The 25,032-nt window shown below is 65.4% G+C and carries 16 protein-coding genes; 8 read left to right on the top strand and 8 right to left on the bottom strand.

Annotated features, from left to right (window positions below; translation table 11 throughout):
• Positions 1-37 precede the first annotated feature (37 nt).
• Positions 38-1,879 carry a dihydroxy-acid dehydratase gene (gene ilvD / locus EII42_RS02450; RefSeq protein ID WP_125170528.1) on the top strand — a complete coding sequence of 614 codons (1,842 nt, stop codon included), beginning with the start codon at positions 38-40 and terminating at the stop codon, positions 1,877-1,879.
• 1 nt (position 1,880) lies between these two features.
• On the opposite strand, the gene EII42_RS02445 is transcribed toward ilvD, so the two are convergent.
• Positions 1,881-2,402, bottom strand: coding sequence for a DedA family protein (locus tag EII42_RS02445; RefSeq protein WP_158676370.1), 522 nt, complete (start codon positions 2,400-2,402; stop codon positions 1,881-1,883).
• Between the two features lie 67 nt (positions 2,403-2,469).
• Between EII42_RS02445 and EII42_RS02440 the strand changes: the two genes are divergently transcribed.
• The 5 genes from EII42_RS02440 to EII42_RS02420 all read left to right on the top strand — a co-directional run bounded on the left by EII42_RS02440 (position 2,470) and on the right by EII42_RS02420 (position 9,388).
• Positions 2,470-3,360, top strand: coding sequence for a YbjN domain-containing protein (locus tag EII42_RS02440; protein ID WP_125170526.1), 891 nt, complete (start codon positions 2,470-2,472; stop codon positions 3,358-3,360).
• 181 nt (positions 3,361-3,541) lie between these two features.
• A complete protein-coding gene (locus tag EII42_RS02435) occupies positions 3,542-3,949 on the top strand; it encodes a pyridoxamine 5'-phosphate oxidase family protein (protein ID WP_158676369.1) in 408 nt (135 codons plus the stop codon).
• Complete coding sequence (locus EII42_RS02430; protein WP_125170524.1) at positions 3,936-4,802, top strand: universal stress protein; 867 nt, start codon at positions 3,936-3,938, stop codon at positions 4,800-4,802. The genes EII42_RS02435 and EII42_RS02430 overlap by 14 nt, the downstream gene beginning before the upstream one ends.
• Entirely contained in the window at positions 4,799-8,500 is a 3,702-nt protein-coding gene (hrpA, locus tag EII42_RS02425; protein ID WP_233558248.1) for an ATP-dependent RNA helicase HrpA, read from the top strand. The genes EII42_RS02430 and hrpA overlap by 4 nt, the downstream gene beginning before the upstream one ends.
• A 48-nt stretch (positions 8,501-8,548) precedes the next feature.
• Positions 8,549-9,388: an acyl-CoA thioesterase II gene (locus EII42_RS02420; protein ID WP_125170522.1), complete on the top strand. Its 840-nt coding sequence runs from the start codon at positions 8,549-8,551 to the stop codon at positions 9,386-9,388.
• 5 nt (positions 9,389-9,393) lie between these two features.
• Here EII42_RS02420 and EII42_RS02415 read toward each other — a convergent pair whose 3' ends face one another.
• On the bottom strand, positions 9,394-11,397 hold the full coding sequence (locus EII42_RS02415) for a prolyl oligopeptidase family serine peptidase (protein WP_158676368.1): 2,004 nt from the start codon (positions 11,395-11,397) through the stop codon (positions 9,394-9,396).
• Positions 11,398-11,416: 19 nt separating this feature from the next.
• Positions 11,417-12,340 (bottom strand): RNA polymerase sigma factor RpoD/SigA, encoded by a 924-nt coding sequence (locus EII42_RS02410; protein ID WP_125170520.1) that lies wholly within the window; start codon positions 12,338-12,340, stop codon positions 11,417-11,419.
• Positions 12,341-12,525: 185 nt separating this feature from the next.
• Between EII42_RS02410 and EII42_RS02405 the strand changes: the two genes are divergently transcribed.
• Positions 12,526-14,115 carry an RNA polymerase sigma factor gene (locus EII42_RS02405; protein ID WP_233558247.1) on the top strand — a complete coding sequence of 530 codons (1,590 nt, stop codon included), beginning with the start codon at positions 12,526-12,528 and terminating at the stop codon, positions 14,113-14,115.
• Positions 14,116-14,273: 158 nt separating this feature from the next.
• Here the strand turns inward: EII42_RS02405 and EII42_RS02400 are convergent, their stop codons facing one another.
• Both EII42_RS02400 and EII42_RS02395 read right to left on the bottom strand, forming a co-directional pair.
• Complete coding sequence (locus tag EII42_RS02400; protein WP_125170518.1) at positions 14,274-14,999, bottom strand: glutamine amidotransferase; 726 nt, start codon at positions 14,997-14,999, stop codon at positions 14,274-14,276.
• A gap of 9 nt (positions 15,000-15,008) precedes the next feature.
• A complete protein-coding gene (locus tag EII42_RS02395; protein WP_125170517.1) occupies positions 15,009-16,136 on the bottom strand; it encodes a YbdK family carboxylate-amine ligase in 1,128 nt (375 codons plus the stop codon).
• A gap of 88 nt (positions 16,137-16,224) precedes the next feature.
• On the opposite strand from EII42_RS02395, the gene EII42_RS02390 reads away from it, so the two are divergent.
• Positions 16,225-17,409 carry an amino acid aminotransferase gene (locus EII42_RS02390; RefSeq protein WP_125170516.1) on the top strand — a complete coding sequence of 395 codons (1,185 nt, stop codon included), beginning with the start codon at positions 16,225-16,227 and terminating at the stop codon, positions 17,407-17,409.
• 53 nt (positions 17,410-17,462) lie between these two features.
• Here the strand turns inward: EII42_RS02390 and recD are convergent, their stop codons facing one another.
• Genes recD through EII42_RS02375 form a run of 3 tightly spaced genes read right to left on the bottom strand, consistent with a single transcriptional unit; the run spans position 17,463 to position 25,031 of the window.
• Positions 17,463-19,166 (bottom strand): exodeoxyribonuclease V subunit alpha, encoded by a 1,704-nt coding sequence (gene recD / locus EII42_RS02385; protein WP_125170515.1) that lies wholly within the window; start codon positions 19,164-19,166, stop codon positions 17,463-17,465.
• Positions 19,159-22,179, bottom strand: coding sequence for a UvrD-helicase domain-containing protein (locus EII42_RS02380; RefSeq protein WP_158676367.1), 3,021 nt, complete (start codon positions 22,177-22,179; stop codon positions 19,159-19,161). Before EII42_RS02380 ends, recD begins: the two co-directional genes overlap by 8 nt.
• On the bottom strand, positions 22,176-25,031 hold the full coding sequence (locus EII42_RS02375) for an exodeoxyribonuclease V subunit gamma (protein WP_125170513.1): 2,856 nt from the start codon (positions 25,029-25,031) through the stop codon (positions 22,176-22,178). The genes EII42_RS02380 and EII42_RS02375 overlap by 4 nt, the downstream gene beginning before the upstream one ends.
• Between the last annotated feature and the right edge of the window lies 1 nt (position 25,032).

Genomic DNA, 25,032 nt, shown 5'->3' with positions numbered 1-25,032 from the left:
TTTCGGGCTAGTGCCCCCGACATTTCCAGGAGACAGCGTGCCAGAACTGAGATCCAGAACCAGCACCCACGGTCGAAACATGGCTGGTGCCCGCGCCCTCTGGCGGGCGACCGGGATGACAGAGAACGACTTTGGCAAACCAATCATCGCCGTCGCGAACTCCTTCACCCAGTTCGTCCCGGGGCACGTTCACCTGCGCGACATGGGGCGGTTGGTGAGCGACGCGATCGCCTCGGCGGGCGGCGTCGGTCGTGAGTTCAACACCATCGCCGTGGATGACGGTATCGCGATGGGGCACGGCGGGATGCTTTATTCGCTGCCTAGCCGCGAATTGATCGCAGACTCCATCGAGTACATGGTGAATGCACACTGTGCGGACGCGCTGGTGTGTATCTCCAACTGTGACAAAATCACGCCCGGCATGTTCCTGGCCGCGCTCAGGCTGAACATCCCGACGGTGTTCGTCTCCGGCGGCCCGATGGAAGCCGGGAAAGCGGTGGTGCGCGACGACGGCAGCGTCACCACCAACCTGAACCTGGTACACACCATGTACGCCTCCGTTGACGACGCGGTCTCCGATGCCGAGTTGGGCCGGATCGAGGCCAACGCCTGTCCGACGTGCGGCTCCTGCTCCGGGATGTTCACCGCCAATTCGATGAACTGCTTGATGGAAGCAATCGGCCTCGCGCTGCCGGGTAACGGCTCCACTCTGGCCACACACGCGGCGCGTAAGGGTTTGTTCACCCAGGCAGGGAAACTGGTGGTCGAGTTGGCCCACCGCTACTACGCAACCGAGGATAAATCCATCCTGCCGAGAAACATCGCCACTAAGGAAGCCTTCGCGAACGCGATGAAGTTGGACGTCGCCATGGGGGGATCCACGAACACCGTACTTCATCTGCTGGCTGCGGCTCAGGAAGCGGGCGTCGATTTCACCATGGATGACATCGACGCGATCAGCCGTGAAGTGCCCTGCTTGGCGAAGGTGGCGCCGAACTCGGAGCGGTACCACATGGAGGACGTGCACCGTGCAGGGGGAATCCCGGCGCTGCTCGGCGAACTGCATCGGGGTGGAAAGCTGGCTGCGCAGCACTCGATTCATTCCGGGAGCCTCGACGAGTGGCTGACTCGCTGGGACATCCGAGGTGCCCAGCCGCTGCCAGAGGCGGTGGAGCTGTTCCACGCAGCGCCCGGGGGAGTTCGTACCACCGAGGCTTTTTCCACGACGAACCGGTGGGAGACGCTGGACACCGACGCTCAGGGCGGCTGCATCCGTTCGCTTGGGCATGCCTACACCGTGGACGGTGGGCTGGCTGTGCTGAAGGGCAATCTGGCGCCGGACGGTGCCATAGTGAAGACTGCGGGGGTCCCGGAGCACCAGTGGGAATTTACCGGAACCGCTGTGGTGACGGAGTCGGAAACGGAAGCCGTGGACGCGATCCTGGGCGGGCGTGTCAGCGAGGGAGACTTCGTCGTCGTGCGCTACGAGGGCCCCAAAGGCGGACCGGGGATGCAAGAGATGCTGTATCCCACGTCCTATCTAAAGGGGGTCGGCCTGGGCCCGAAGTGCGCGCTCATCACGGATGGTCGATTCTCCGGTGGCTCCTCCGGACTGTCTATCGGACACGTGTCTCCGGAAGCTGCCTCAGGTGGGGCGATCGGCCTGGTCCAAGACGGAGACACAATCACTGTTTCGATCCCGAACCGCACGATTACCCTTAACGTGAGCGACGAGGAGTTGTTCGCCAGGCGGGTGAAGCAGGATGAGCGAGGATGGCGTCCGGCCAATCGGGAGCGAAGTGTGTCGCGCGCGCTGCAGATCTACGGGGCGCTGGCGCAATCCGCGGACAAGGGGGCCGCCAGACGGCAGGATATCTGAGTCACGCCTGGGCGGCCGCCATGCTGCGGCGGCGCCTGCTGCTGAACCACAGGTAGCAGACCGCTCCAACGAGCAGGGCGCTAAGGCCGAGGACTGACGCTGGGGAGAGCTCCCAGAGTTTGGCGATGGCTACGAATCCGATGAAACCGACGGTTCCGTAAATCATCGCCCAGATGAGGCATCCAATGGAAACCGAAACCAAGTAGCGCGGTAGGCTCATGCGGGTGATGCCGGCGGCGAGATTGACCATGGTCAGCAAGCCAATGGTGAGGAAACACATGACCACCGCCAATGGCCCCCATTGGTTCAGCCAGTTCTGTGCGCGACGATAGTGTCGAGACTCCAGCAACCCTCGCCACCTGCTCTGCCCTGTGCCGCGTGCGACCATGCGCCCGATCCAATAGGTTCCGTTGGATCGAAGCATGGAGATGAGCCAGAGCGCGCCAACCACGAGCGCAAGTGGCGCCTCAGTCCAGGACATCGGGTTCCACCACTGCGCTTCGAGAGGCAAAACAATATGCACAGCAGCATTGTAACCCGATGCTCTCGGTGGCCTGGATGCTGCTAGGTTGGCTTCCGAGGAGGCCACCATGGACCTAGAGAACTTCGATATCGACTCCGCCACTTCCAGCGCCTGGATGCAGTTCACCGCAAACCTGGCGGAGGTGCTGTCCGTCATGGACCAGTCCTCGGACCTCACAATCTCGGTCGCGCGCGGTCTCGTCTCCGGTGAGGTGCCTGCCATCCGCTTCTCTGCGGCAGATCAGCGGGTCTCTGCTCACGTGGTTAGTGGCCTCACTGCGCCGGGAACCACGGATCCTGCTCAGGATGAGCTGCCTCTTCTGGCGAAGCTCGGCTGGACGGTTCGCGACGACGGCGACATCGTCGCCGAGTGCGACCAGGAGGAGACTGGCTTTCTCGCCGTACTCACTACCGCCACCATGCGGCAGGTGTTCGACGTGATTCATCCGGTTTTTCTGGAGCCGGACCACCTGAAGGAGGTGCTGAGCGGTTTCGTGTCCTGGCACACCCCAGAGCAGCTGCGGCCGGAGGAGGTTGCGGTGATGCCTAAGGGGCGTCGCGAGTTGGACGAACTGATCGACGCGCACCTGGAGCGGCTGTTCAGGCATCCCGCGCTGCGGGATCCGGAGGGGGACGTCGCTATCCGCGTCGGGTCGACGATGGTCTTCCTGCGCTCCACCCCTGACGCGGCTGAGGTGGTGCTCTTCTCACCACTTGTGCACGATGTTTCGGGGCGGTCACGCACCTGCGAGGTGCTCAACGATCTGAACGTGGAGAGCCGCTATGGACGTTTCGCCCTGCATCGTGACCGGGTGTACGTGCAGTTGTCGGTTCCGGCCAAACCTTTTGTCCCGGCGCACATGGATTTCGCATTGAAGATCATCGCGCAGATAGCGGATGGTATTGACGATGACCTGGCAGCAAAGCTTGGCGGGCGAACTACCTTTGGTCCCAGCTGAACACTGAATCCTGCCCCGGTAGCTATCGGTCTTCGGTATGCCAGATCGGGGCCTGGCCCTCGCCGAGCACCGAGTTGTTCTGTATGTCGGGTGCGAGAGGCAAGGGCTGAGGACCGGTTCGCCCCACACGGAGCCTTCTCTCCCCAGCGGGGTTGCCGAAACAGGCCCTAGACTTGCGACCATGTACGAAGACGAAACGTATTTCGTGCGGCTTTCCGCACAGGAGTGCCTGGAACTGCTGGGTGACGCTGATGTCGGCCGCGTGGCGTGGCTCGCGCAGGAGGGGATCGTCGTCGTGCCCGTCAATTATCAACTGGTGGATGATCGGATCATTTTCCACACTGCGGAAGGATCGCCTCTCATGGAGGTGACGGGGCAGCGCGTCTCCTTCCAGGTGGACGACATCGATTGCGAATCGGCGGTCGGTTGGACGGTGCTGGTGAAGGGAAGCGCCCAGGTAGCCGAAGGAGAGTTTCCCTCCGTAACCTGGCTGGACGACGGGCGTAAAATTGCTGTCATGATTGTCCCGGATCAGCTTTCCGGGCGAGTTATCTCGGGAGTTAGGAGACGCCGACATGAGCGAGAATGAGCTGGTTGTCGTCGGGGTGGACGGCAGCGAGGACGGGCTGCGGGCGGTCAAGTACGGCGCGGGTATCGCACAGCTGATCGGAGCCGAGTTGCTGCTCGCGAACGCCGTGGATGACACACTCATGGCAGGCGCTTGGGGGGTTATGTACGACCCTGAGGTGCTGCACGAGGCAGGCATGGCGGCCAACGAGGCGGCGAAACGGCACGCCATGGCAAACGGGATGCCCGAGGATCGGATTCGCACCGAGGTGCTCATGGGTACGCCCAGTGGGGTGTTGTCGCGGCTGAGCGAGGTCGCGGCGCTCGTTGTGATGGGTAGGCGGGCCGCGAGCGGACTTGAGCGGATGTTTGTCGGTTCCACCTCTGTGGCGGTGGTGGCGAATGCGGCTTGCCCCGTCGTCGTGATCTCCGCAGCGGCCAATCCCGACGATGTGGGCGACAAGCGCCTGATCGGTGTTGGCGTAAACACCACCCCGGGGGCGCAGGTCACGCTGGAGGCAGGTTTCCGCCAGGCCACACTGCACAAATCGAAGCTGGAGATCGTGCATGTGATCCAACCGCCGGTCGGCATCTTCGGCCCCAAGCTCTCCCCGGCGCAACTACAGGAGCAGATCCAGTTCGCTGAAGGCGGGCTCACCGCGGTGGCTGAGCCGATCGGCGAGCGCTTCCCCGAGGTGGAATACGAGATCGTGGTGGTGGCGGACAGCCCAATCAACGAGTTCGTCAACCGCTCCAAGAACTACGACCTGCTCGTGCTGGGTATCAGCGACTCAGCTTTCCCCGGAGTGCAGTTGGGCGGCCTGATGCGCGGACTTATGGCGCACTCGCTCTGCCCGCTCTACGTGGCCGCGTGACGCGCCTCGCCATCCCGGCTGAGCTGCCGATCGCAGCACAGGCCGAGCGGATCGCGGAGTTGATCAGGCACCACCAAGTGGTGGTGATCGCGGGCGAGACGGGGTCAGGCAAAACCACGCAGCTGCCGAAGATCTGCCTCATGGCGGGCCGGGAACGTATAGCACACACGCAGCCCCGCCGGCTGGCTGCGCGCACCGTGGCGGAACGAATCGCCACAGAATGCGAGACGAGGCTGGGCGACTTCGTCGGCTACCAGGTGCGCTTCACCAAGGCAGCGGGCCGTACCACCCGGATCAAGCTGATGACTGACGGCATCCTGCTCAACGAACTCGTGCACGACCGGCAGCTGCGCCGCTACGACACGGTGATCATCGACGAAGCCCACGAGCGTAGTCTGAACATTGACTTTCTGCTGGGGTACCTCAAGCAGCTGTTGCCCGAACGGCCCGAGCTGCGGGTGATCGTGACCTCCGCGACCATCGACACTCAACGCTTCTCGCAGCACTTCGATGACGCCCCCATCGTAGAAGTCAGCGGCCGGACGTATCCCGTTGAAGTGCGTTATCGCGAACCAGCGGAGAACGAAGACGAGATCGACCAGGTGGCGGCCGCAGTGGGTGAAATCGTGCGGGAGTTCCCGACAGGGGACATCCTGGTCTTCCTGAGCGGCGAACGGGAGATCCGCGACGCGGCGGACGCGATCGATCAGCTGAAGATTTCCGGACTTGAGACGACTCCGTTGTTCGCGCGGCTGTCTGCCGGCGATCAATCCCGCGTCTTCCAGCCCCACCGATCCCGCAGGGTGGTGCTGGCCACCAACGTCGCTGAAACGTCGGTGACGGTGCCCGGCATTCGGTTCGTGGTGGACGCCGGGAACGCGCGGATTTCGCGCTACTCGGCCCGCACCAAGGTGACGCGCCTGCCAATCGAGCCGGTCAGCCAGGCGTCGGCCAACCAGCGGGCAGGCCGCTGTGGCCGCGTCGGGCCAGGAGTGGCGATCCGGTTGTACTCGGAAGAGGACTACCTGTCTCGTCCGAAGTTCACGGATCCGGAGATCCTGCGCACCAACCTAGCCACCGTGATCCTGCTGATGGCGCAGGCGGGTCTGGGGGAGATCGACCGGTTCCCATTCGTCGAGGCCCCCAACACGACTCACATCAACGATGGCATCCGGGTCTTGAATGAGCTGGGTGCGTTGCGCCCGCGCAGGGGTGGCGAGCCGATCAGCCTCACCGGGATTGGCCGCAAGCTGGCCCGGATGCCGGTGGATCCGCGCCTGGGCCGGATCTTGCTGGAGGCGGGGAGACGGGGTTGTCTGAAGGAAGTGCTCGTCATCGTCGCGGGTCTGACGATCGCCGACGTGCGTGAGCGCCCTCTTGAACATCAGCAGCGCGCCGACGAACTGCATCGCAGGTTCTGGTCGGACGAGGAGACGCAGGGCGCCCCGGATGGAGGCGACTTCACGGTTCTGCTGAGGATCTGGCGGTATCTGCGCGCGAAGCGAAGCGAGCTGAGCGGCAACAGCTTCCGTAGACTGTGTCGGGAAGAGTTCCTGCATTATGTGCGTTACCGGGAATGGGAAGAGCTGGTGAGCCAGCTGCGCGAGGTGGCGGGGGAGTTAGATCTCGACACGCGTAGCTCAGGCTCGACGCCCGACGTGCTGCGCTCGCTGCTCGCGGGGCTGCTCGGCAACATCGGCACGCAGCTGTCAGCGAAGGCGCCCGCCAAAGGCAGGCGCCGCCCGATCACCGAATACCAAGGAACGAGGGGCGCCCGGTTCTCGATCCAGCCCGGGTCCATGTTGGCCGGCTCACCGCCGCCCACCCTGGTGGCCTTCGAGTTGGTGGAGACGACGAGACTCTGGGCGCGTACAGTATCCGAGGTCTCGCCGGAATGGGTGGAGCAGGTGGCGGGCAACCTGGTCACTCGCACCCTGTCCGAGCCCCGGTTCGACACAGACTCGGGAACCGTCGTGGCCAGCGAGAAGGTGTCGCTTTACGGCGTGGTGCTGATCGCAGGCAGGCGGGTCAACTACGGCAGGAGCAACCCTGACCAGGCGCGGGAGATCTTCATCCAGACTGGCCTGGTGGAGGGCGAGCTGGCGCGAAACAGGCTCGTGGATGCAAACGCCAGGACGCTGCGGCAGGCCGGCAAGTTGGTCGACCGAATGCGTCGCCCGGAGTTGCTGATCTCCGACGAGGAACTGTTCCGGCTCTATGCGGAGCGGCTGCCCAACGACGTGCTGTCCGGCGCCACCTTGGACAAGTGGCTGCGTGAGACGCCCAAGGACCGCTGGCCGCTGCTCACCGTTGACGATTGCATCAGCGCCGACGATGTTCGTGCGGACGACTTTCCAGAGCGGTTTGCCGCAGGCTCCGCCCAGTTGCCCGTGAGCTACGTGTTCGCCCCGGGGAGGTCGGACGACGGCGCATCGGTGAGAATCAAGCTAGAACAGCTCACAGGGTTGGCGGGCAACGAGTTCAGCTGGTTGGTGCCGGGTCTCAGGCAGGAGCTGGCGACGGAACTGATCCGAAGCCTGCCCAAACAACTACGCACTAACTTCGTTCCCGCCCCCGACTTCGCGCGTCGTGCCCTCGACGAGCTAGCCCGGCGCGGCGAACTGGGCGTGGGGTCGTTTCCAGCCGCGCTCGGCAGCGCGTTGACCCGACTCACCGGGGTCGTGGTGGGGGATGAGTGGCGCCCGGACCGGTTGCCGCCGCATCTGCGGTTCCAGTTCGTCGTCACGGACCGCGGGCGCGAGGTGGCCCGCGGAGAGGACCTGGGCGAACTGCAGACAAGATTGTCCAACAAGGTTGCCCAGCGGCTAACCCGCTCTTCGGGCGGGCTGAGAGCCACTGGGCAACGCTCCTGGACCTTCCCGACGCTGCCCCGCAGCACGAACCTGGGCGCCGGGGTTCAGGGCTACCCAGCGCTGATCGACGAGGGCGACTGCGTGGGGAGCGGCGTGCTGGAGAGCGCGGCTCGGGCGGAGCGTTCACATGCGCAGGGCATCGCGCGCCTGCTCGTGTGCACCAACCCGGATCCCACGCGCTGGGTGGTGGCTCATCTGACGCGTGATGAGAAGCTCGCGCTGGGCGATTGCCCATACCCTAGCGTGCCTGCACTGTTGAACGACGCTTGGCTGAAAGCTAGCGCGCAGCTGTCTGAGGAGCTGGGGCCGGCGGCCGATGTGCGAGACGAGGCCGCGTACGCCAGGCTGGCCGCGGCGGTCCGTCAGGATGCCGCCGAGCGGACCCAGCGGGTGGTGCGGGTCGCGGCCAAGGCACTGGGTCACGCCACCGCTACTCGGCTGGTACTGCCCAGTGTGGCGGCCGAGGTGGCGGCCGACATCAAACGCCAGTTGGACAATCTGCTGTTCGACAAGTTCATCAGCTGCACACCGGATCCCTGGTTCGCTCACCTGCCGCGTTATCTCGAAGCGGCGAGGATGCGGGCGTTGGCGGCCCACCAGGATCCGAGGCGCGACGCCCGGCTCCGCGAGGAAGTGGATGCGATCGAGGATGAGTACGACGACCTGCTGTCGCGCCAGCCCGAGGGCGCGTTGAGCGAAGAGGTGGAGGAGATCGCGTTCCTTATTGAGGAGTTCCGGGTCAGTGTATTCGCCCAGCGCCTGCGCACCGCACAGTCCGTTTCTGCCAAGCGCATCCGCAAAGCGATGGCGCTGGTTGGTGGCTAGCCGCACAAAACGGTCGCGGCGTTACCCGCGAAGTGTCATGATGGCCGGGTGCCAAAAGATGTACCCGGACTGATTTCCCTGTTCGATCTGACGCAAATCGATGACGGCTTGTGGGAGGGCCCGCAACCCGACACCTACTTCCAACGACTGTTCGGCGGCCAGGTACTGGCCCAGACCCTCGTCGCGGCGGCCAGGTCGGTGCCTCAGGATCGCTGCGTCCATTCGCTGAACGCCTACTTCCTGCGGCCGGGATCGCCCGAGGAGCCGCTGCGTTTCGAGGTGGAGGCGCTGCGTGACGGCTCCACCTTCTCGGCACGCCGGGTGGTCACCAAGCAGTTCGGGAAGATCATCTTCCAGCTGAACGCCTCTTTTCAGGAGGCAGAACCCGGCTTAGAGCACAGCGCACGACAGCCGTGGGACGACGTGACCCCCGCCGCGGACGCGCCGGCGCTGCGAGCGGTGCTGGAGGAGCAGTTCGGCAGCCACTTGGAACTGATCAACGAGTGGGATGCGCTCGACGTGCGGCTCGCCACCGAGCCCTCGGTAGACGAGCGGGGAGCGAACATGCGGGTGTGGGTGCGTACTCGTGGCGAGATGCCGCCCGACCCGCTGCTGCACAACGCTGTGCTCGCCTACCTTTCGGACATGACGCTGCTGGCTGTCACCGTGATCCCGCACAAGATTCAACTGATGTCGCCCAGGCTGCAGTCGGCGTCAATCGATCATGCGATGTGGTTCCACCGCCCGGTCAAGGTTGACGAGTGGGTGCTCTACGACATGATCTCTCCGTCGGCGGCGGGGGCGCGCGGATTCAGCCGCGGCCGTCTCTATCAGAACGGGGTCACCATCGCTTCCTGCGGCCAGGAGGGGCTAATTCGACTCCTGTGAGCTGTTCACAATAGGTCCGGGCGAGCGGGCCGTCGCCCCTCGCGTGCGGCGGCCAGGAACTCTAGCACTGTTTCGTACCAGACCTTCGCGTGCTGTGGGCTGAGCACCCAGTGGTTTTCCTCGGGGTAGTACAGGAATTGGTGCGGCAGCTCGTCGGGTTCCCCCTCGAATCCGCTGACCAGCGACCACCACAGTGAGAGCCCTTCGCTGATGGGTACCCGGTAGTCGCGATCGCCGTGGATCACCAGCATGGGGGTGCGGATTTGGTGCGCGAAGCGTTTCGGCGAGTGCTCCGCCAAGAGTTCCGGCCGCCACGAGTCCATCCAGTAGGCCGGGAAATCGGTGGTTCCGATGAAGGCCTCCAGATCCCACAGCGAGGCGTGCGAGACGATCGCACGGAAGCGATCTGTGTGGGTGGCGATCCAGTTGGCCATGTAGCCGCCGAAGGAGCCGCCCATCATGGTGGTCAGCCCATCAGCGATGTCGGCCCGGCTCTCCGCCTCGTCGGTCAGCGTCAGGACGTCGGTGTATGGTTCCGCTCCCCACCTTGACCAGCCGCGTTCGATGTAGCTGAGGCCGTAGCCGGTGGAGAGCGCGGGGTCGGGCAGCAGAACTGCTTGGCCGCGGGAGGCCAGCAGCCAGGGACACCAGCGCCAACTCCATCCGTTCCAGCTTGCCAACGGTCCGCCGTGCACCCAGAGCGTCAGTGGAACCGGGTGTTCGGCGTTGGCCTGCTCCGGAAGCACCAGCCATCCCGGGACTCGTGCACCGTCTATGGCGGTGGTCGACACTCGCTCCAACCTTCCGGGCAGCGTCGGGTAGCTGACTGGTGAAGTCAGCACGGTGCCCACGCCGCCGTCAACGTCTATGGCCAGCACCTCCCCCGGGCAATCCAGGGCGCTGCGCAGAGCATAGAGGGTGCGTTCGTCCGGGCTGAGTGAAACTGAGCTGAACTCGCCGTGATCGGTGAGCCGTCGGACAGCGCCGGTGGTGGTGTCGAGCGCGAAGATCGGGCGCTCGCCGTCGTCGTCGGCGGTGACGAATACCGTGGCGCCGTCGGCGGTGCAGGCATGCACGCTCGGCCAGCGGTCCCAGTCGGGGGCTATCACACTCTTGGCGCCGCTGGCCAGGTCGAAGGCCACGACGCGGCAATCGGCGGGGCGATCGGGACAGGTCCTGTCCCGTTCGACGGAAAACAGTGTTCCCGTCCGAGTGAAAACCATGCCCTCGTAGTGCGCCCCGGGTGCGCAACTGAGGTCTCTCACCTCGCCGGAGGCGAGGTCGTAGAGGCGCAGGATATGTGTGAATCGGCCTTGGGGTTCGGCGACCAGCCATTGGACAGCGCCCCACTGACCGTCATCGCTCAGCTGAGCATTCTCGATTCCGCGCCCGACGTCGCCGCTTAGTTCGCGCAGATCGACGATCTCGGTTCCCCTCACCCGTCCGATGCGGAGGCGAACGTATTCTCCCGGGATGTCGTGGTCCCAGAATCGGACGCCGGCGCCCGTGTGCAGCAGCGCGTTGATCTTCCGCTTGGCTCGGGCGGTTCGTTTGGCGGCATCCTCCTCGTCGTTGTTTGTGCCGGGGAACATTCTCACCCCCAGTAGCACATGGTCGGTTTCGCGTCCGGTGCTCATGAACTCGAAGCCGCCGTCGCGCTGGCAGGCGACTCGGGCTTCTCCGCGGGACGGGAGGCACCACAGCGCTGTGGTGGTTTCGCTGGGTGGTTCGTCGCCGGCAGCGGGAATCTCTCGTTTCGCGGTGAAGAATAGGTTTTCTCCGTGCAGCCCGACGATGGCCTCCCCGGGCGCAGGGTTGGTCAGCTGCTGCGGTGGGAGGTTCCCGGTTGGGTCCAGTTGCCACAGCACAGCGTCGTATCCGGTTCGTTTCACGTTGAGTTGGTTCACGCTCAGGATCAGCCGCCTACCGTCTGGGCTGAGCGCGAGGCCCGTCAGCCGGGGCAGTGAAACATATTCATCGAGATCATGGAAAGGGTGGGTAGCGTTCACACCACCCACCCTACGGCGCCTACGCGGCCAATCCGACGCGTTCGCGCATCTTGGCCAGGGCCAACCGCTCGATCTGGCGGACTCGCTCAGCCGTGATCCCCCAGTGGGTTCCGATATCGGCCAGCTTGGCTTGCCTCCCATCGAGGAGCCCGTAGCGGCGACGCACCACGTCGCGGGAGCGCTCGTCGAGCCCGTCGAGCATGGCGTCGATCCGCGCCCGTTCCTCTTCATCGAGCACCATCTCGTCAGGGCCGGGGGCGACGTCGCGGGCGATCAGGTCACCGAGGGAGGTGTCCCCGTCGGCGTCGACTGGCGCGTCGAGCGAGACGTGCTCGCGGGCAAAGCGGGTGAGTTCTACGACGCGCGCCTCGTCGAGGCCGAGCTCGGCGGCGATTTCCGCCACCTCGGGATCGCGCCCCAGCTTGCGCTCCAGGTTGCGGCGCACCGCAGAAACCTGGTTCACCTGCTCCGCCACGTGTACTGGGAGTCTGACGATCCGCCCCTGCTGAGCGATGCCGCGGGAGATGGCCTGGCGCACCCACCAGGTGGCGTAGGTGGAGAATTTGAAGCCTTTCACGTAGTCGAACTTCTCCACAGCTCGGATGAGGCCAGTGTTACCCTCCTGGATCAAGTCGAGCAGCGGCATCTGAGCCCGGCCGTACTTGCGAGCGACGGAGACTACGAGGCGGAGGTTGGCCTTGACGAAACGTTGCATCGCAAACTGTCCCTCGTGAACGATCTCCTCCAGCTCCGTGACGGTGGCGTCCGCGTCGGTGACGACCTTGCCGTCCAGCACCTGCTGCGCGAAGAGTCCGGCCTCGATGGTCTTGGCCAACTCCACCTCCTCAGACGCCGTCAGCAGCGGTGTGCGGGCGATCTCGTCCAGATACTGTCCGACGGTGTCCTTGCCGTCGATTCCGTCATGGCTTCGTGCGGTGCTCATTGAAGTTCCTTTCGCAGCCTGTCGCTCAAACAAACGCCCGGAGCGAGCAGAAAGTTCCCGAACCCGATGAACTGTTCCCCCGAAGCTCTGACCCTCGGTTGCTTATCCCGTGCTCAAGTGCAAAGATGGGAGTGCGTCCCTTGACCAGTCCGGGATGTTGTCTGCCCAAAATCCGGAGGAAGCCCGTGCCTGATTCCCCTAAGGCGAAGACCACCGCAGCCGCGAAGACGCCACGAACCCGCAGGACGGTTCATACTGGCGAGAATGGCGACCAGCCGAGGACGCGCGCGCGAGCGGCCGAGGAAGCGACGAGGCCATCAGAGGGATCTGCTGCGGCGGCCCCGAAGCGAGCGCCGCGCAAAACGGCGGCCGGCGGTGGTGAGACAGAGGCGACACCGCGAAAGGGCACCCGACGCGCGGCCAAACCTGTGGAGGGGGCTACGGCGAAGCGCGCCCCGCGCAAGACCACGGCCAAGGCGGAATCCGAGGGCACCAAGACCACCCGGCGCTCCACAGGAGCGGCCGTGGGGGAGACCCCGAGGCGTGCCCCACGCAAGAGCGCGACCAAGAAGGAATCTGTCGCAACCAAACCCACCACCGCGGAGGACGAGGCGCTTGCGGAGGAGCCGACCCTCGCTCAGGTCATGGCGGGGGAGGTGCACATCTCCAAGGCGGACAAGGAAGGTGACGACCTGATCATGACCGTCGGCGGCAAGAAGCGTTCGCTGGACGAGGTAGACGACTCCAACTTCAACGAGGCGGCTGAGGCCGAGGTCGAGAAGGAACTCGTTGAGGACGAGGGATTCGCCATCTCCGATTCCGACGACGCAGACGAGCCCGAGCAGCAGGTAGTTTCGGCCGGCGCCACCGCGGACCCGGTGAAGGACTACTTGAAGCAGATCGGCAAGGTTGCGCTGCTGAACGCGGTCGAAGAGGTCGAGTTGGCCAAGAGGATCGAGGCTGGGCTGTTCGCCGAGGAAGCGCTGGCAGGCGAGGGAGCGCCGGTCAGCCCCGAGGACTACGACGACTACTACTGGATTATGGAGGATGGGCGTCGGGCCAAGAACCACCTGCTGGAGGCCAACCTTCGCCTTGTGGTGTCCCTGGCCAAGCGCTACACAGGCCGCGGAATGCTCTTCCTCGATCTGATCCAGGAGGGCAACCTGGGCCTCATCCGGGCCGTGGAGAAGTTCGATTACACCAAGGGCTACAAGTTCTCCACCTACGCCACCTGGTGGATTAAGCAGGCCATCACCCGAGCCATGGCAGACCAGGCTCGCACCATCCGCATACCGGTGCACATGGTCGAAGTGATCAACAAGCTGGCCCGGGTCCAGCGGCAGATGCTGCAGGATCTCGGTCGGGAACCGACCCCGGAGGAACTCGCGATCGAACTCGACATGACCCCGGAGAAGGTCATCGAGGTGCAGAAGTACGGCCGTGAGCCGATCTCGCTGCACACCCCTCTCGGCGAGGACGGCGACTCAGAGTTCGGTGACCTCATCGAAGACTCCGAGGCCATCGTGCCCGCTGACGCAGTCAACTTCACCCTGTTGCAGGAGCAGCTGAACGAAGTCCTGGACACGCTGTCGGAGCGCGAAGCCGGCGTGGTGAGCATGCGATTCGGCCTCACCGACGGGCAGCCGAAGACCCTGGATGAGATCGGCAAGGTCTACGGGGTCACGCGGGAACGTATCCGCCAGATCGAGTCCAAGACGATGAGCAAGTTGCGCCATCCGTCGCGGTCCCAGGTGTTGCGCGACTACCTCGACTAGGGCCTGTTACGAAGGCGATCCCGAGGCGGGGATGCCCCGGGACCGCCCGGCTGGGCGCTCAGCGGCCACCTGTTACCCCGCTGTGCGGGGCCAAGCTGGGTGGGGGCTCTTGTGGCGATCCGATACGCCACAGCCCGGTGTTACCTCCGTGGCGGGCCCTAACGGGCGTAGCGCTCGACGAATCGGCGGAGGATCAGGTGGACCTCCCCGCCGATTTTCGTCGAGCGAGCCCAGCTGACGGTCTGGGTTACCTCTCCCTGTGGGAAGTATCCGCAGTGCTGGTAGGCCAGCAGTCGATTCGCCAGCGAGTCCGCGTCCAACTCCGGATGGAACTGGGTGGAGTACACGTTCTCGCCGAGCCGGACCATCTGGATGGGGCATGCCTCACCGGTCACCAGCACGGTGGCGTCGCTGGGCGCGACGCTCATCGCTTCCTTGTGCCCGGTGAAGGCCCGAAGCCGGCGGGGCAGCTGCGTTAGCAGCGGATCCCGCGCACCCTCGTCGGTGATCTCCAACCACGGCGCGGAGGCGTTCTCCCCATAGGACCTGTCCGCCACCGCGTCGGTGGCCAAGGCCAGAATGCCCATGCCGTAGCAAAGCCCGAACAGCGGGTAATCGAGTTCGATGGCCCGGCGGGCCACCTCGACGAGGTCAATCTCGACACGGACCTGTAGTGGGGACTTCTCCCGGTCTGAGGCGTTGAATGGCCCGCCGCCGATGAAGATACCGCTGTAGCGGTCGAGGTTGATCCCGCAGGACGTCTGTTCCAACCGTAGCTGTTCCAATTGGCCGCTGCCGAGGCCAGCGAAGCGAGCGATGTCGTCGTATTCGCGTTGTGCCTCGACATCTTCCGGGCGATGGCTGAGCAGCAGGAAGGGCTTCACTATTTCCTCCTAGGGGATGGGGCGGCCGCCTTCAACCTCATCTACGATGTGCCGAACCATATCGTGCACACTGCCTGTAGCGCCCCAGACGCGGCGTTGGCGGACATAGCTGGGGCCACCATCGAGGAGCAGGCGTAGGCGTTCCAGTTCCTCCCGGCAGCCAAGCTCCTCCGCGATCCGGGTTACTTCGTCGAACCAGAACCGGATGCCGGCGCCGAGTTTAGTAATGCGCTGGTCGGGGCGCGGAGTCAACACATCCGCGTCCAGGCCGTAGCGCGCGGCACGCCACTTGTTCTCTCGCATCACCCAGTGGGGCAGCGAGTCAGCTCGGGTGTCGTGCTCCAAGTCGCGCAGGGCTTTCTCGGCAAGGCACTGGCTGAACGCTGCAACCGCGCCGAGCTCCCACGGCGTCGGGACGGAATCCATCAGCCGATTCTCGACGGTGCCCCAAGGGCTCGGCCGAACATCCCACCGCAACTCTCCCGGACTCTCAATCACCCCGTTGTCGTGCAAATCTGTCAAGAATCGCTCGTATTGCGCCCAGCTGGTCAGCGGCTCCGGTGCACCATTGGTGGCCAATTGCTGAAACAGCATGGTGCGTTGCGAGGCGAAGCCGGTGTCTTCACCCAGCCAGAACGGGCTGGATGCCGTGAGCCCAATGAAGTAGCAGCCAAACTTAGCCAGGATGGAGGTCAACTTGATCGCCATCTCCCGATCCGTCACACCCACGTGCACGTGTGTGCCGTTGACGGCCATCTGGCGGCCCCACCAGGCGTTGCGCTCGGCAACGCGCCGATACTGCGGCTTGTCCCGCAGCCTTTGCTTAGTTGGGTCGGAAAAAGGGTGCGCTCCCACCGGCAGCACAGTGAGTCCGTGCGGGGCCAGCCAGCCCAGGACCTGGTGCAGCAACTCCGTAAGTTCCCGTTCGGCGTCCGCCACCCGGGTGTGCACTCCCGTGACGAGTTCGACCATGGAGTCGAGAAACTCGCCCCGAATCGGGCCATTCTCCGGGTCCTGCACCCTATCCAAAAGGTAGCCCGCACCCGGGACCTGTTCGAGAGTGGAGGCATCGATGATGGCCAGTTCCCACTCGACACCGATGGTTGAGCGGCGCGACTCACCGAAGCGAACTTCCACGTGACCCCTCCTCCTGCAGTTGGCTGATCCCTTCCATTGTGCGCTGGAGCGACTAGGCTGAGCCTGAGCATCTCATAGGAGGCGAGTAATGAACCTGCTTCAACGTGCCGAGTTGGCCCCGGCCGATCCCATCCTCGGCCTGACGGAAGCCTTCAACAACGACCCGCACGTGGGTAAGGTGAACCTTGGCGTGGGCGTCTACCTGGACGAGAGTGGGCGGCTGCCGCTGATGGCTGCCGTGCGGCGCGCGCAGGAGGAGTACGTCGGCCTGGGCAAACCGCACGGCTACCTGCCGATTGACGGGTTGGCGGACTACCGAAATGCCGTACGCGACATGGTTTTCCCGCCCGAGGCGCTGGAACGCGTCGCTACCGTGCAGACCCTGGGCGGAACCGGGGCGTTGAAAGTGGGCGCGGACTTGTTGCACCAACTCAGCCCGGAATCGAGTGTGCTGATCTCGGATCCCAGCTGGGAGAACCACAGAGCGCTGTTCACCCGAGCCGGATTCCGGGTGGACACGTACCCGTACTACGACGCCCAGAGGAAGGGCATCGCATTCGAGCAACTCCTGGGACGACTCTCCGAGGCCAAGGCGGGAACCGTTGTCCTGCTGCACGCGTGCTGTCACAACCCGACGGGCTACGACCTCACCAGCGAGCAGTGGGATCAGGTGGTGGCCCTGCTGGTGGAGCGCGGGCTGTTCCCGTTCATCGACATGGCCTACCAGGGGTTTGGCGCTGACGTTACAGAGGACGGTGCCGTCGTGGGGAAGCTGGTAGCCGTCGGGGTGCCATTCCTGCTGAGCACCTCATACTCGAAGACCTTCGGCCTGTACGGCCAACGCACAGGGGCGCTGCACGCCGTAGCAGGGGACGCCGACGAAGCACGCAGAGTGCTGAGCCAACTGAAAATCTGCGCGCGGACCAACTACTCGAATCCCCCCGCCTTCGGTGCGGCCATCGTGGCCACAGTGTTGGGCAGCGCCGAGCTAACCCGCCTGTGGGCCGACGAACTCACCCAGATGCGGGGGCGGATCGCCCAGCTGCGCACCCAGCTGGTTGCGGGCATCGCAGAACACGGCATAACGGACATGGGTTTCATTGCCGAGCAGCGCGGCATGTTTAGCTATTCGGGTCTCAGCGTCGAACAGATGCGCAGGCTGCGCACCGACTTCGGCATCTACGGCACGGATGCGGGCAGGCTGTGCGTGGCCGCGCTCAACGACACCAACCTGGCGGGTGTGGCGGCGGCCATCGCCGCCGTGCGCAGTTAGGCACTGGTACGCAGAGCCACCACGTCACACCGTCGGCATCCGCGGAGCAGGCGTTAGCGGGCAGCCAGGCCGGAGGCACGCCGCACCGGGGTGCGCACCGCCTCCACGAAAGCGGCCTCGGTGCCGTACAACACCAGGCCCAACTTGGCGCGCGTCACCGCCGTGTACAGCAGCTCCCGGGTGGCCAGGGGGGACCCGACGGGCGGCAGCACCACACTCACCCGGTCGAAGCCCCCACCCTGGGCCTTGTGCACGGTCATCGCGTGCAGATCCTGGGCGGCATCAAGCTGGCTGGGCGAAACGATCAGGGGATCCGACTTGCCCTGCTCGACCGCGGCCTGCAGGCCGTCGATCAGGCAGAGAACCGCAACGTCACCATTGTTGAATCGGTCGGAGTTTCGCGTGACGAGCAGCGGTTGCCCGATGTAGTGGGCCGAGGAACCGTAGCCCGGTAGATCACGCGCGATGATCCTTCGCGCCGCCCGGGCCCAGTACTCCACTCCGTACGGCCCGACGGTGTGCGCGCAGAGAACCCGATGGCGGCCGAGGGCCTTGAGCGCGCCACGCGCATCGCCGACCTGAGCGCATCCAACGACTTCCCGCGCCTGGCGGACGACCTCCTCGCGCAGCGGCAGGTCGTCAATCGGCTGTCCGGTGTAGGGCACAAAGTCGATGTTGGGGGCCCTGCGCAGCGCGTCGAGCGCGGCCTCAGCGTCGCCCTCGTCAATTAGGCGAGCCAGATCGCCGATCTCGGCGTTGCTGCGGTAGTTGCGGCGCAGCTTCGCCACTGCCTCGGCGGGCAGCAGCTGGTCGTTGGCTACTAGGTCCGCCAGAATCGCTCCCGCATCGACGCTGCGTAGCTGATTCGGGTCCCCGACGAGCACGAGCCGGGTTGCTCGACCGATCGCGCCCAGCAGCAGCGCCATCTGCTCCAGCGACACCATCGACGTTTCGTCCACCACTATCACGTCGTAGGGCAGCGGATTGCTCGCGTCGAACGAGCCGTGCGGCTGGTGCGGGGCGATGCCCAGCATCCGGTGCAGCGTGCCCGTGAACAGGCCACGCGTGGCGCCCGGCGGTAGGTGCCCAACCACAGAATCGTGCAACTGACGAGCGGCTTTACCGGTTGGTGCGGCGAGCGCGACCAAAAGTGGGTGCAGACTGCTCAGCGCCAAGAGGACGCGCTGAACGGTCGTGGTCTTGCCAGTACCGGGACCTCCGGTCAACACGCTGGTCATGTGCCTGAGCGCGCACAGCACAGCCTCGTCCTGCTGCGGATCCGTCTCGTTGCCAGGCACCGAGCTGCCCGCCAGCAGCGTTTCCTCGTCAGGAAGTTGCCCGGAGGAGAGGGATTGGCGAGCAATCAGCAGCTCCCTAACCCGTTGCTCCTGCAGGTGGTAGCGACGCAGATAGAGGCGGTCGTCGTCGAGCACAAACGGGGCCCCGGGCCCCACCAACCGCGACGCGGCCACGGCCCGCAACCAACCCGCGGGCTCCGGCCAGTGAGCCTCGTTCACCGGGGGGGCCGAACCATCATCGGCCTCCGACAGCGGCTTGAGCGCTCTCGCGGTGCTCAGCGGAAGGCAAACTGAGCCGCGGCGCAGTTCCCGAACCGTGAGTGCGAACGCGAGCTGGACCTCCTCACTCGGCTCGAACCCGCGGGATAGCCGTCGCGCCAGATGGTAGTCGGGAAGGCCGATGAAACCCGCACGCACGAAGTCCCGTAGCAGGCCCTCGGCCGACATCGGTTCAAGCATTTGCTTCTCCTAAAAGCTTGCTGACTTCGACTACGAGTTCGGGGATCGGCCGCCAGGCGAACACACCGCAGGAGGCTCCTGCGACCTGGGCGGTGGCAGGTCCAATCATGCCGCGAACAAACAGATAGCCGGCGCCCCCGAGATTCTTCTCCGGCCGGTAACCGGGCAGGCGGCGGCGCAGAAAGCGATGCAGCGCCGCGCAGTAGAGGATGGCCTGCAGCGGGTAGTGCGCGCGCATCATGGCTTCCGCCAACGCCGACGGCGCGTAATGTCCGACGGTCAGCGGCTCACCGATTCCGGAGGCCAAGCGGTTCGTCTTGTAGTCGACGACGAAGAACGCCTCGCCGATCTGGAGGACCGCATCGATTGAACCGGTCAGGAACCCAGTGAGCGGCGCGGGAGCGATGTCCGATTCCGCAAGCCGCCGCGGATAATCAGCGAGCGGGTCCGAAGGCTCTATGTGCCCGGCTAACAAATCCGCGAGATTCGCCAGCGTGGCAGGCTTCGTCTGAGCCATCGAAAGGTCGAACTCCAGTTCGGCCAGCCGCCTGTCGCTCGGGATATCGGCCAAGCAACCCGAGGTGAGCGGGGACAGCGGGGTGGAAACCACCTCCTGGAGCCCGAGGAGCAGCGTCGCGCGCTGCTCTGCGGTGAGCGAACGGGCGTGTTCCGCCGCCAGCTCGCGCAACTGCTCGGGTCCGCCGGACCAATCCCAGCGCTCCAGCAGGCTGTGCACCAGGGTGCCGAATCCGGTGCCCGAAGGCAGCTCACCCATCGTGCACGGAGTGTCGAGCGCGGGAGTTGATTCGGTCTCCACCTCCTGCTCGTCCACGCCGCGCGGCACCTCATCGAGTCCCAGAGTCAGGCCGCTGTAGGAGGTGCGACGCCAGGCGTGGTCCACGCGACGGTGGAGCCGGGCCAGCTTCAACTCGGCACTCCGCGGTCGAGGGTCGGCGTGGCGCGCCTCGGCCGGATCTCCCTGGCGGATCAACACGTTCGGGATCAGCGGCGGGGAGTCGAAGGGGTTCGTCCCGGGAGGAAGATGGTGGGCCAGCAACGTGTCGACCGGCCCGGGAGGCCCCGCCTCTTCGACGTGCCACAGCACCGCCAAATGCTTCGCGCGGGTCAACCCCACATAGAGTAGCCGCAGTTCCTCGGACAGGGCCTGGCTGGCGGCCTTCCTACCCACCGGGGAGAACTCGTGTGCGCTGCGCACATGCACCACCCGGCGGTCGGCCGAGATGGTGAAGGGGCGATTCAGGAAGAGGCGGCGCGGACTCATGTCGGGCAGCAGAACGATCGGGAACTCCAGCCCCTTGGCAGCGTGCAGCGTCATCACCTGAATGGCGGGATCATCGGTGGTCAGCCGAATCTCGGTATCCGACCGCTCCGGCCTGTCCAGGTAGCGAAGCAGCGTGTACGGGTCTCGTCCCACATCATCGAGCAATTCGCCGATATGTACCGCGTCAACTGTGTAGCGCAGCCCGCCTTCGCTGCCGGCGAGCCGTGCATCCAGCCCCGTCTCCTCCCGTATCGTCTGCAGCGCCGCGCTGGGGCCGTGTGCTGCCAATTGTTGACGTGCCTGCGCGAGCACCTCGCTCAGTCGCGTCCCGCCAGCCCCGGTGATTTCGGCCAGGCTGGCACCGTACATCTCGGAGATGCCGAAGAGACGCGACGCGCCCGCGTCGTCGGGCAACAGCGCACGCAGGAAAGCGCGCCACCCGTCGACGGCCGGCTGATCCCAAACGCTGGTGCCACCGACCTGGACGGCAGGGTACCCCAGCCTGGCCAGCTGCTCCACGAGGCGTGTCGCCGTTGAATGGGTGCGGACCAGCACCGTGAAATCGGAGAGAGCCACGCGGCGACCCTCGATACGCGCCGACAATAGGTTTCCGATCGAAGTGGCCACGTCTGCCGCCAGGTGGTGTTCGTCCACGGGTCGTCTGATCTGGCGCACCCACACCCGCTCCTCGACAGGCAGCGCCAATCGCGAAGGATGAAGGGCAATCACGGGCTCAACCCTGATCTGATCGTCGCCGAGTTCCAGCCCCTTGAACAGGCTGAGCACCCCGTCCACCACTCCTCGATCGGAGCGGTGGTTGCGGCCCAGCATTCGCACCTCGGCGCTCCTGGCCGCCGCGAGGTAGCTGTTCAGATCCGCGTTGCGGAATCCGTAGATCGACTGTTTGGGGTCTCCGATCAGTATCGTCGGCCGGCGTGGGGCGACGAACGCGGCCCGAATCAGCGGCCACTGCTCGTGGTCGGTGTCCTGGAACTCGTCGACGAGCACCGCCCGGTAGGTGGTGCGCAGCCAGTCGCGTACCGCCTCCTCGCTCTCGACGAGTCCGAGCAACCGGTGCACCATGTCGGAGAAGGTGATCAAGGAACGCTGGTGTTTCCTGTCTTGGAAGGTCTTCCGTACTGCGCGGCCGAACTCGGCCTCCTCGGAAGCAGCCGGCTCGATGGGCAGCGACGAGTCGCAGACGCTACGGGCGATCGCCATCGCCTGGCTGACCGGCAGCTCACGACAATCCGGTTGGGCGTAGCGGGCCAAATAGACATCGGCGGCACACTCCTCGGCCAAAGATTGGGGATGCGCCACCTGCTCGAACTGGTCGGAGTCGCCCAGCACCCCAAGACTGTTCAGCGCGTGCTGGCAGAACGAATGAGTGGTGAAGATGGCGGCGGAGTCAAACTCCGCCAGGGCGCGTTCCAACTTATCTGCGGCGAGCGCGGGGTCATGGGCCGCGACCAGTCGAGTCAGCTCGTCGGTGAAGTTCTGTGCACGCAGCGCCTGTGCGACTGCCCGGATGCGTTCGAACACGCGGAAACGCAGTTCGTTCGCGGCCGAGACACTGAACGTGATCAGCAGAAGCTGCCCGATCCGCAACTCCGTCTCGACGAGAAATCGCACGGCCAGAGCGGCGATGGTGTAAGTCTTCCCCGTGCCGGCGCTGGCTTCCAGCAGCAACGTGCCATCCGGCAGGGGGTCGGAGAGCCGAAATTCCTTCACCTGGCACCCCCGAGCATCACCAGATCCGCGTACAGCCAGTGAGCCCAGCGCTCGAAGCTGCTGCCGCGGCCACTCGGGCAGAGTTCCGTGGGTGGGTCGTCGAACAGCTGTCCGGGCAATTGCCGGTAGAAGACCCGCCACAACGGGTCAGGGAACGACCATTTGAAGTTTCGTTCAGCAGAGCGCCATTGTTCCAACGAGAACTGCCCTCGGGACTGCTCCCGAACCAGATTCAGCGCGGGCTGGAAAGCCGCTGGCAGCAGCCGGTTCCGACCCAGCTGGAACGCCACCAGATAGCGCGCCAACAACCCCAACGCGTCCTCCCTACCGGGCTGGCTTAACTGGGTGCGGAAAACGCCGTCGCGCCCGGGCCGCAGGAGAACTGCGTGCGCCTCGATGCCGATTGCGGTTGCGGCCAGCAACTGGAGCCAGCAAGCCAGCAGCGGCTTGGAACTGGAGCTGGCGGCAACGTGCACGAGGCGTTCGCCGTGGATGTCGATACTCCCGGAGAGACGCACCCCGTCGATCTTCAGGTCGATGGGTTCCTTGCGTGCCGCGCCGGATCGTAGCTTGTTTGCTTGGGCTACGACCTCCTCCGCGCGCCGCCCCGCTTCGGCCAACCGACGGCGCCCCAAATCGCCAGGGGGACCGATTTGTTCCGCCTTGGCTGCGCGCATCAACTGAGCAGGTTCCCGGCCAGCCAGGCGGCCCTCGATGAACGAAGAAGTCACCTGCCAATTCTCCAGCCCGGCCAAGTCGAGGGACAGGCTATCGTCGAGCAGATTCGTGGGCAGCCATCGCACCCCGGCGCGGCCACGCAGGAACGTCTTCACAGGGTCCGCGAGAAACAGGCTCAGCTCCCGCAGCGTCACGTCTGACTGGGCGGCGAGTTCGACGGGCAGAGTTCGGGCCTCCTGCCGCAGGCGACTGCGGGCATCCGGCGCATCCGAATCCTGCGCGAGCAGAGCAGCCCTATAACCAACAGGGTCGAAGGAAGGGCGCTCACCGAACGCCGACGCATTGGATGGCTGCGGCGAGTGGTGGTGCCGCTCGACGGGGACGGACAGTTGCCGCAGCAGACGTTCCACCAGCACGGGCGGCTGGCGCTTTGCCCCGGTCAATCCGCTGTATCCCTCGACGATGAACGTCACCTTCTCCGAAGACCGGGCATGCCCGAGCAAGTCCTCGAAGAGTTCCGCGGCCGGGTCGGTGAGGGGCAGGGCCTCGTCCGGAAGCGTCTGCGGGCGCGAATCGGTGACGCCGAGGAAGAATGTCACTCGACGATCGACATCCACCAGCTCCTCAGGGGCAACCACGTGAATCTCCCCGTCGCCGACGCGGGTGCGGTGCGGGCGAGCTGCGCCGAACTGGTTGAGCAGTCGGCTGAACTCCGGGCAGGAAAGCAGGCAGAGGGAGTCGGAGTGCAGATCGGCCAGGCGCCGCAACCAGCCGGTGAACTGCTGCCCGCGCCAGGCGCTCGCCGGGTCGGGCAAAAACAGCGCAGCCATCGTCTCTTCAATCAGCGAACACCACTGGGCGACGTTGCGCGGCTCACGCGCCGACCGCACGAAGCGCCATAGCCGTCCGACGACCTCTGCTAGAGCGCCGATCAGGTCCAGGTCTCCGGCGGTTACCGTCTCGGTGCCCGCGACTCCGCGCGGCCCGATCTCGCCGCCCATCGCGATCCCCGTGAGTAGCGCGTCGACACCGCTGATCCAAGTGTTCTCCGGAAAAGCTCCCACGCCCTCGGCGGCGCGCGACTCGGCGTCGAACCCCCAGCGGATCCTGGCGTCGGACACCAGTCGGCGCAGCTCGTCAGGGCGGTCCCGAAAACCCCAGTGGGCACACATCGGGTGCAGCAACAACTCCACGACCTCGGAGGCGGTCGCCCGTCGCTGGGCCAACCCGACGAGGGCGCTGGTCGCCTCGAACAGGGGGTTGTCTGTGCCGGAGACCAACCGGGCGACACGCAGCTCGCGCCCGGGATGGGTGTCCCCGGGACGAAAGACGGCGTTCAACAGGTTGGTCCAGCGCTCCGGGCGCGCGACGATGAGCACGTCGCGGGGTTGCAGGGTGGGGTCCTCCGCGAATCGGCGGGTCAGCTCGTCGCGGAGCACCTCGACCTGCCGAGCGGGCGTGTGCGAATACTCGACGCTGACCCAACTCGGGGCACGGTCTGCTGTGCCACCCAGGCCGGCCCATTCGGGTGCGCTGCCGACGAACCACCCGGCTTCCGGGCGTGCGGCGAGCACGAGTTGGGAGAGAGCAGCGGGCAGGCGCCGCAGCCCGAAGAGAAAAGTCAACTCGCTTTCCTGGGCTGCCTGCTCAACCAGTGCGCTCAGGTGTTCTACGGGATCCACGCCCAGGCGTTCACAGGTGCCCCGCAGCAGCGGGGGTTGCCACTCGAAGGGAGCGGGTGCCGCCTCCCCGTCCAGCCAGGAGGCCAGCCGTTCGGGGGAATGCAACAGGTACGCGCGGAATAGGCCGGCGAAGCGCTCGGCTGCAGCGAGCCGACGCCCTGGCCTGTTCAGGTGGGCACGCAGCTTCGGCGAGTCGCTTTCGTCCAACTCCTCCAGGATCGCCGTAGTCAGGCGGGGGCCATGCCAGAGGCGATGCTCCTCGTCGCGTCCGCTGGAGGTGGCCAGGGACCGCGCGAACTCGGCCGGATCGAATAGTGTGACACCGGCGCACACCCCGTCCAGCCCGGCGAGGCCTTGGCGCAGCAGCCGCCCGGCTGCCCAGGAGTCGACGAGCACCCTCACTTTGGCGAACGGGGAATCCAGACGGGCGCGCAACTCTTGGGACAGCTCGGCCACCAACTCTGACCAACTAGAACCAATCCGTAGCCGCACC

It is taken from the genome of Tessaracoccus sp. OH4464_COT-324 (assembly GCF_003932855.1).
Taxonomy (GTDB): Bacteria; Actinomycetota; Actinomycetes; order Propionibacteriales; family Propionibacteriaceae; genus Arachnia.
Note: the sequence above shows the minus strand (reverse complement) of the source record. Positions and strands in the feature narration are given on the sequence as shown.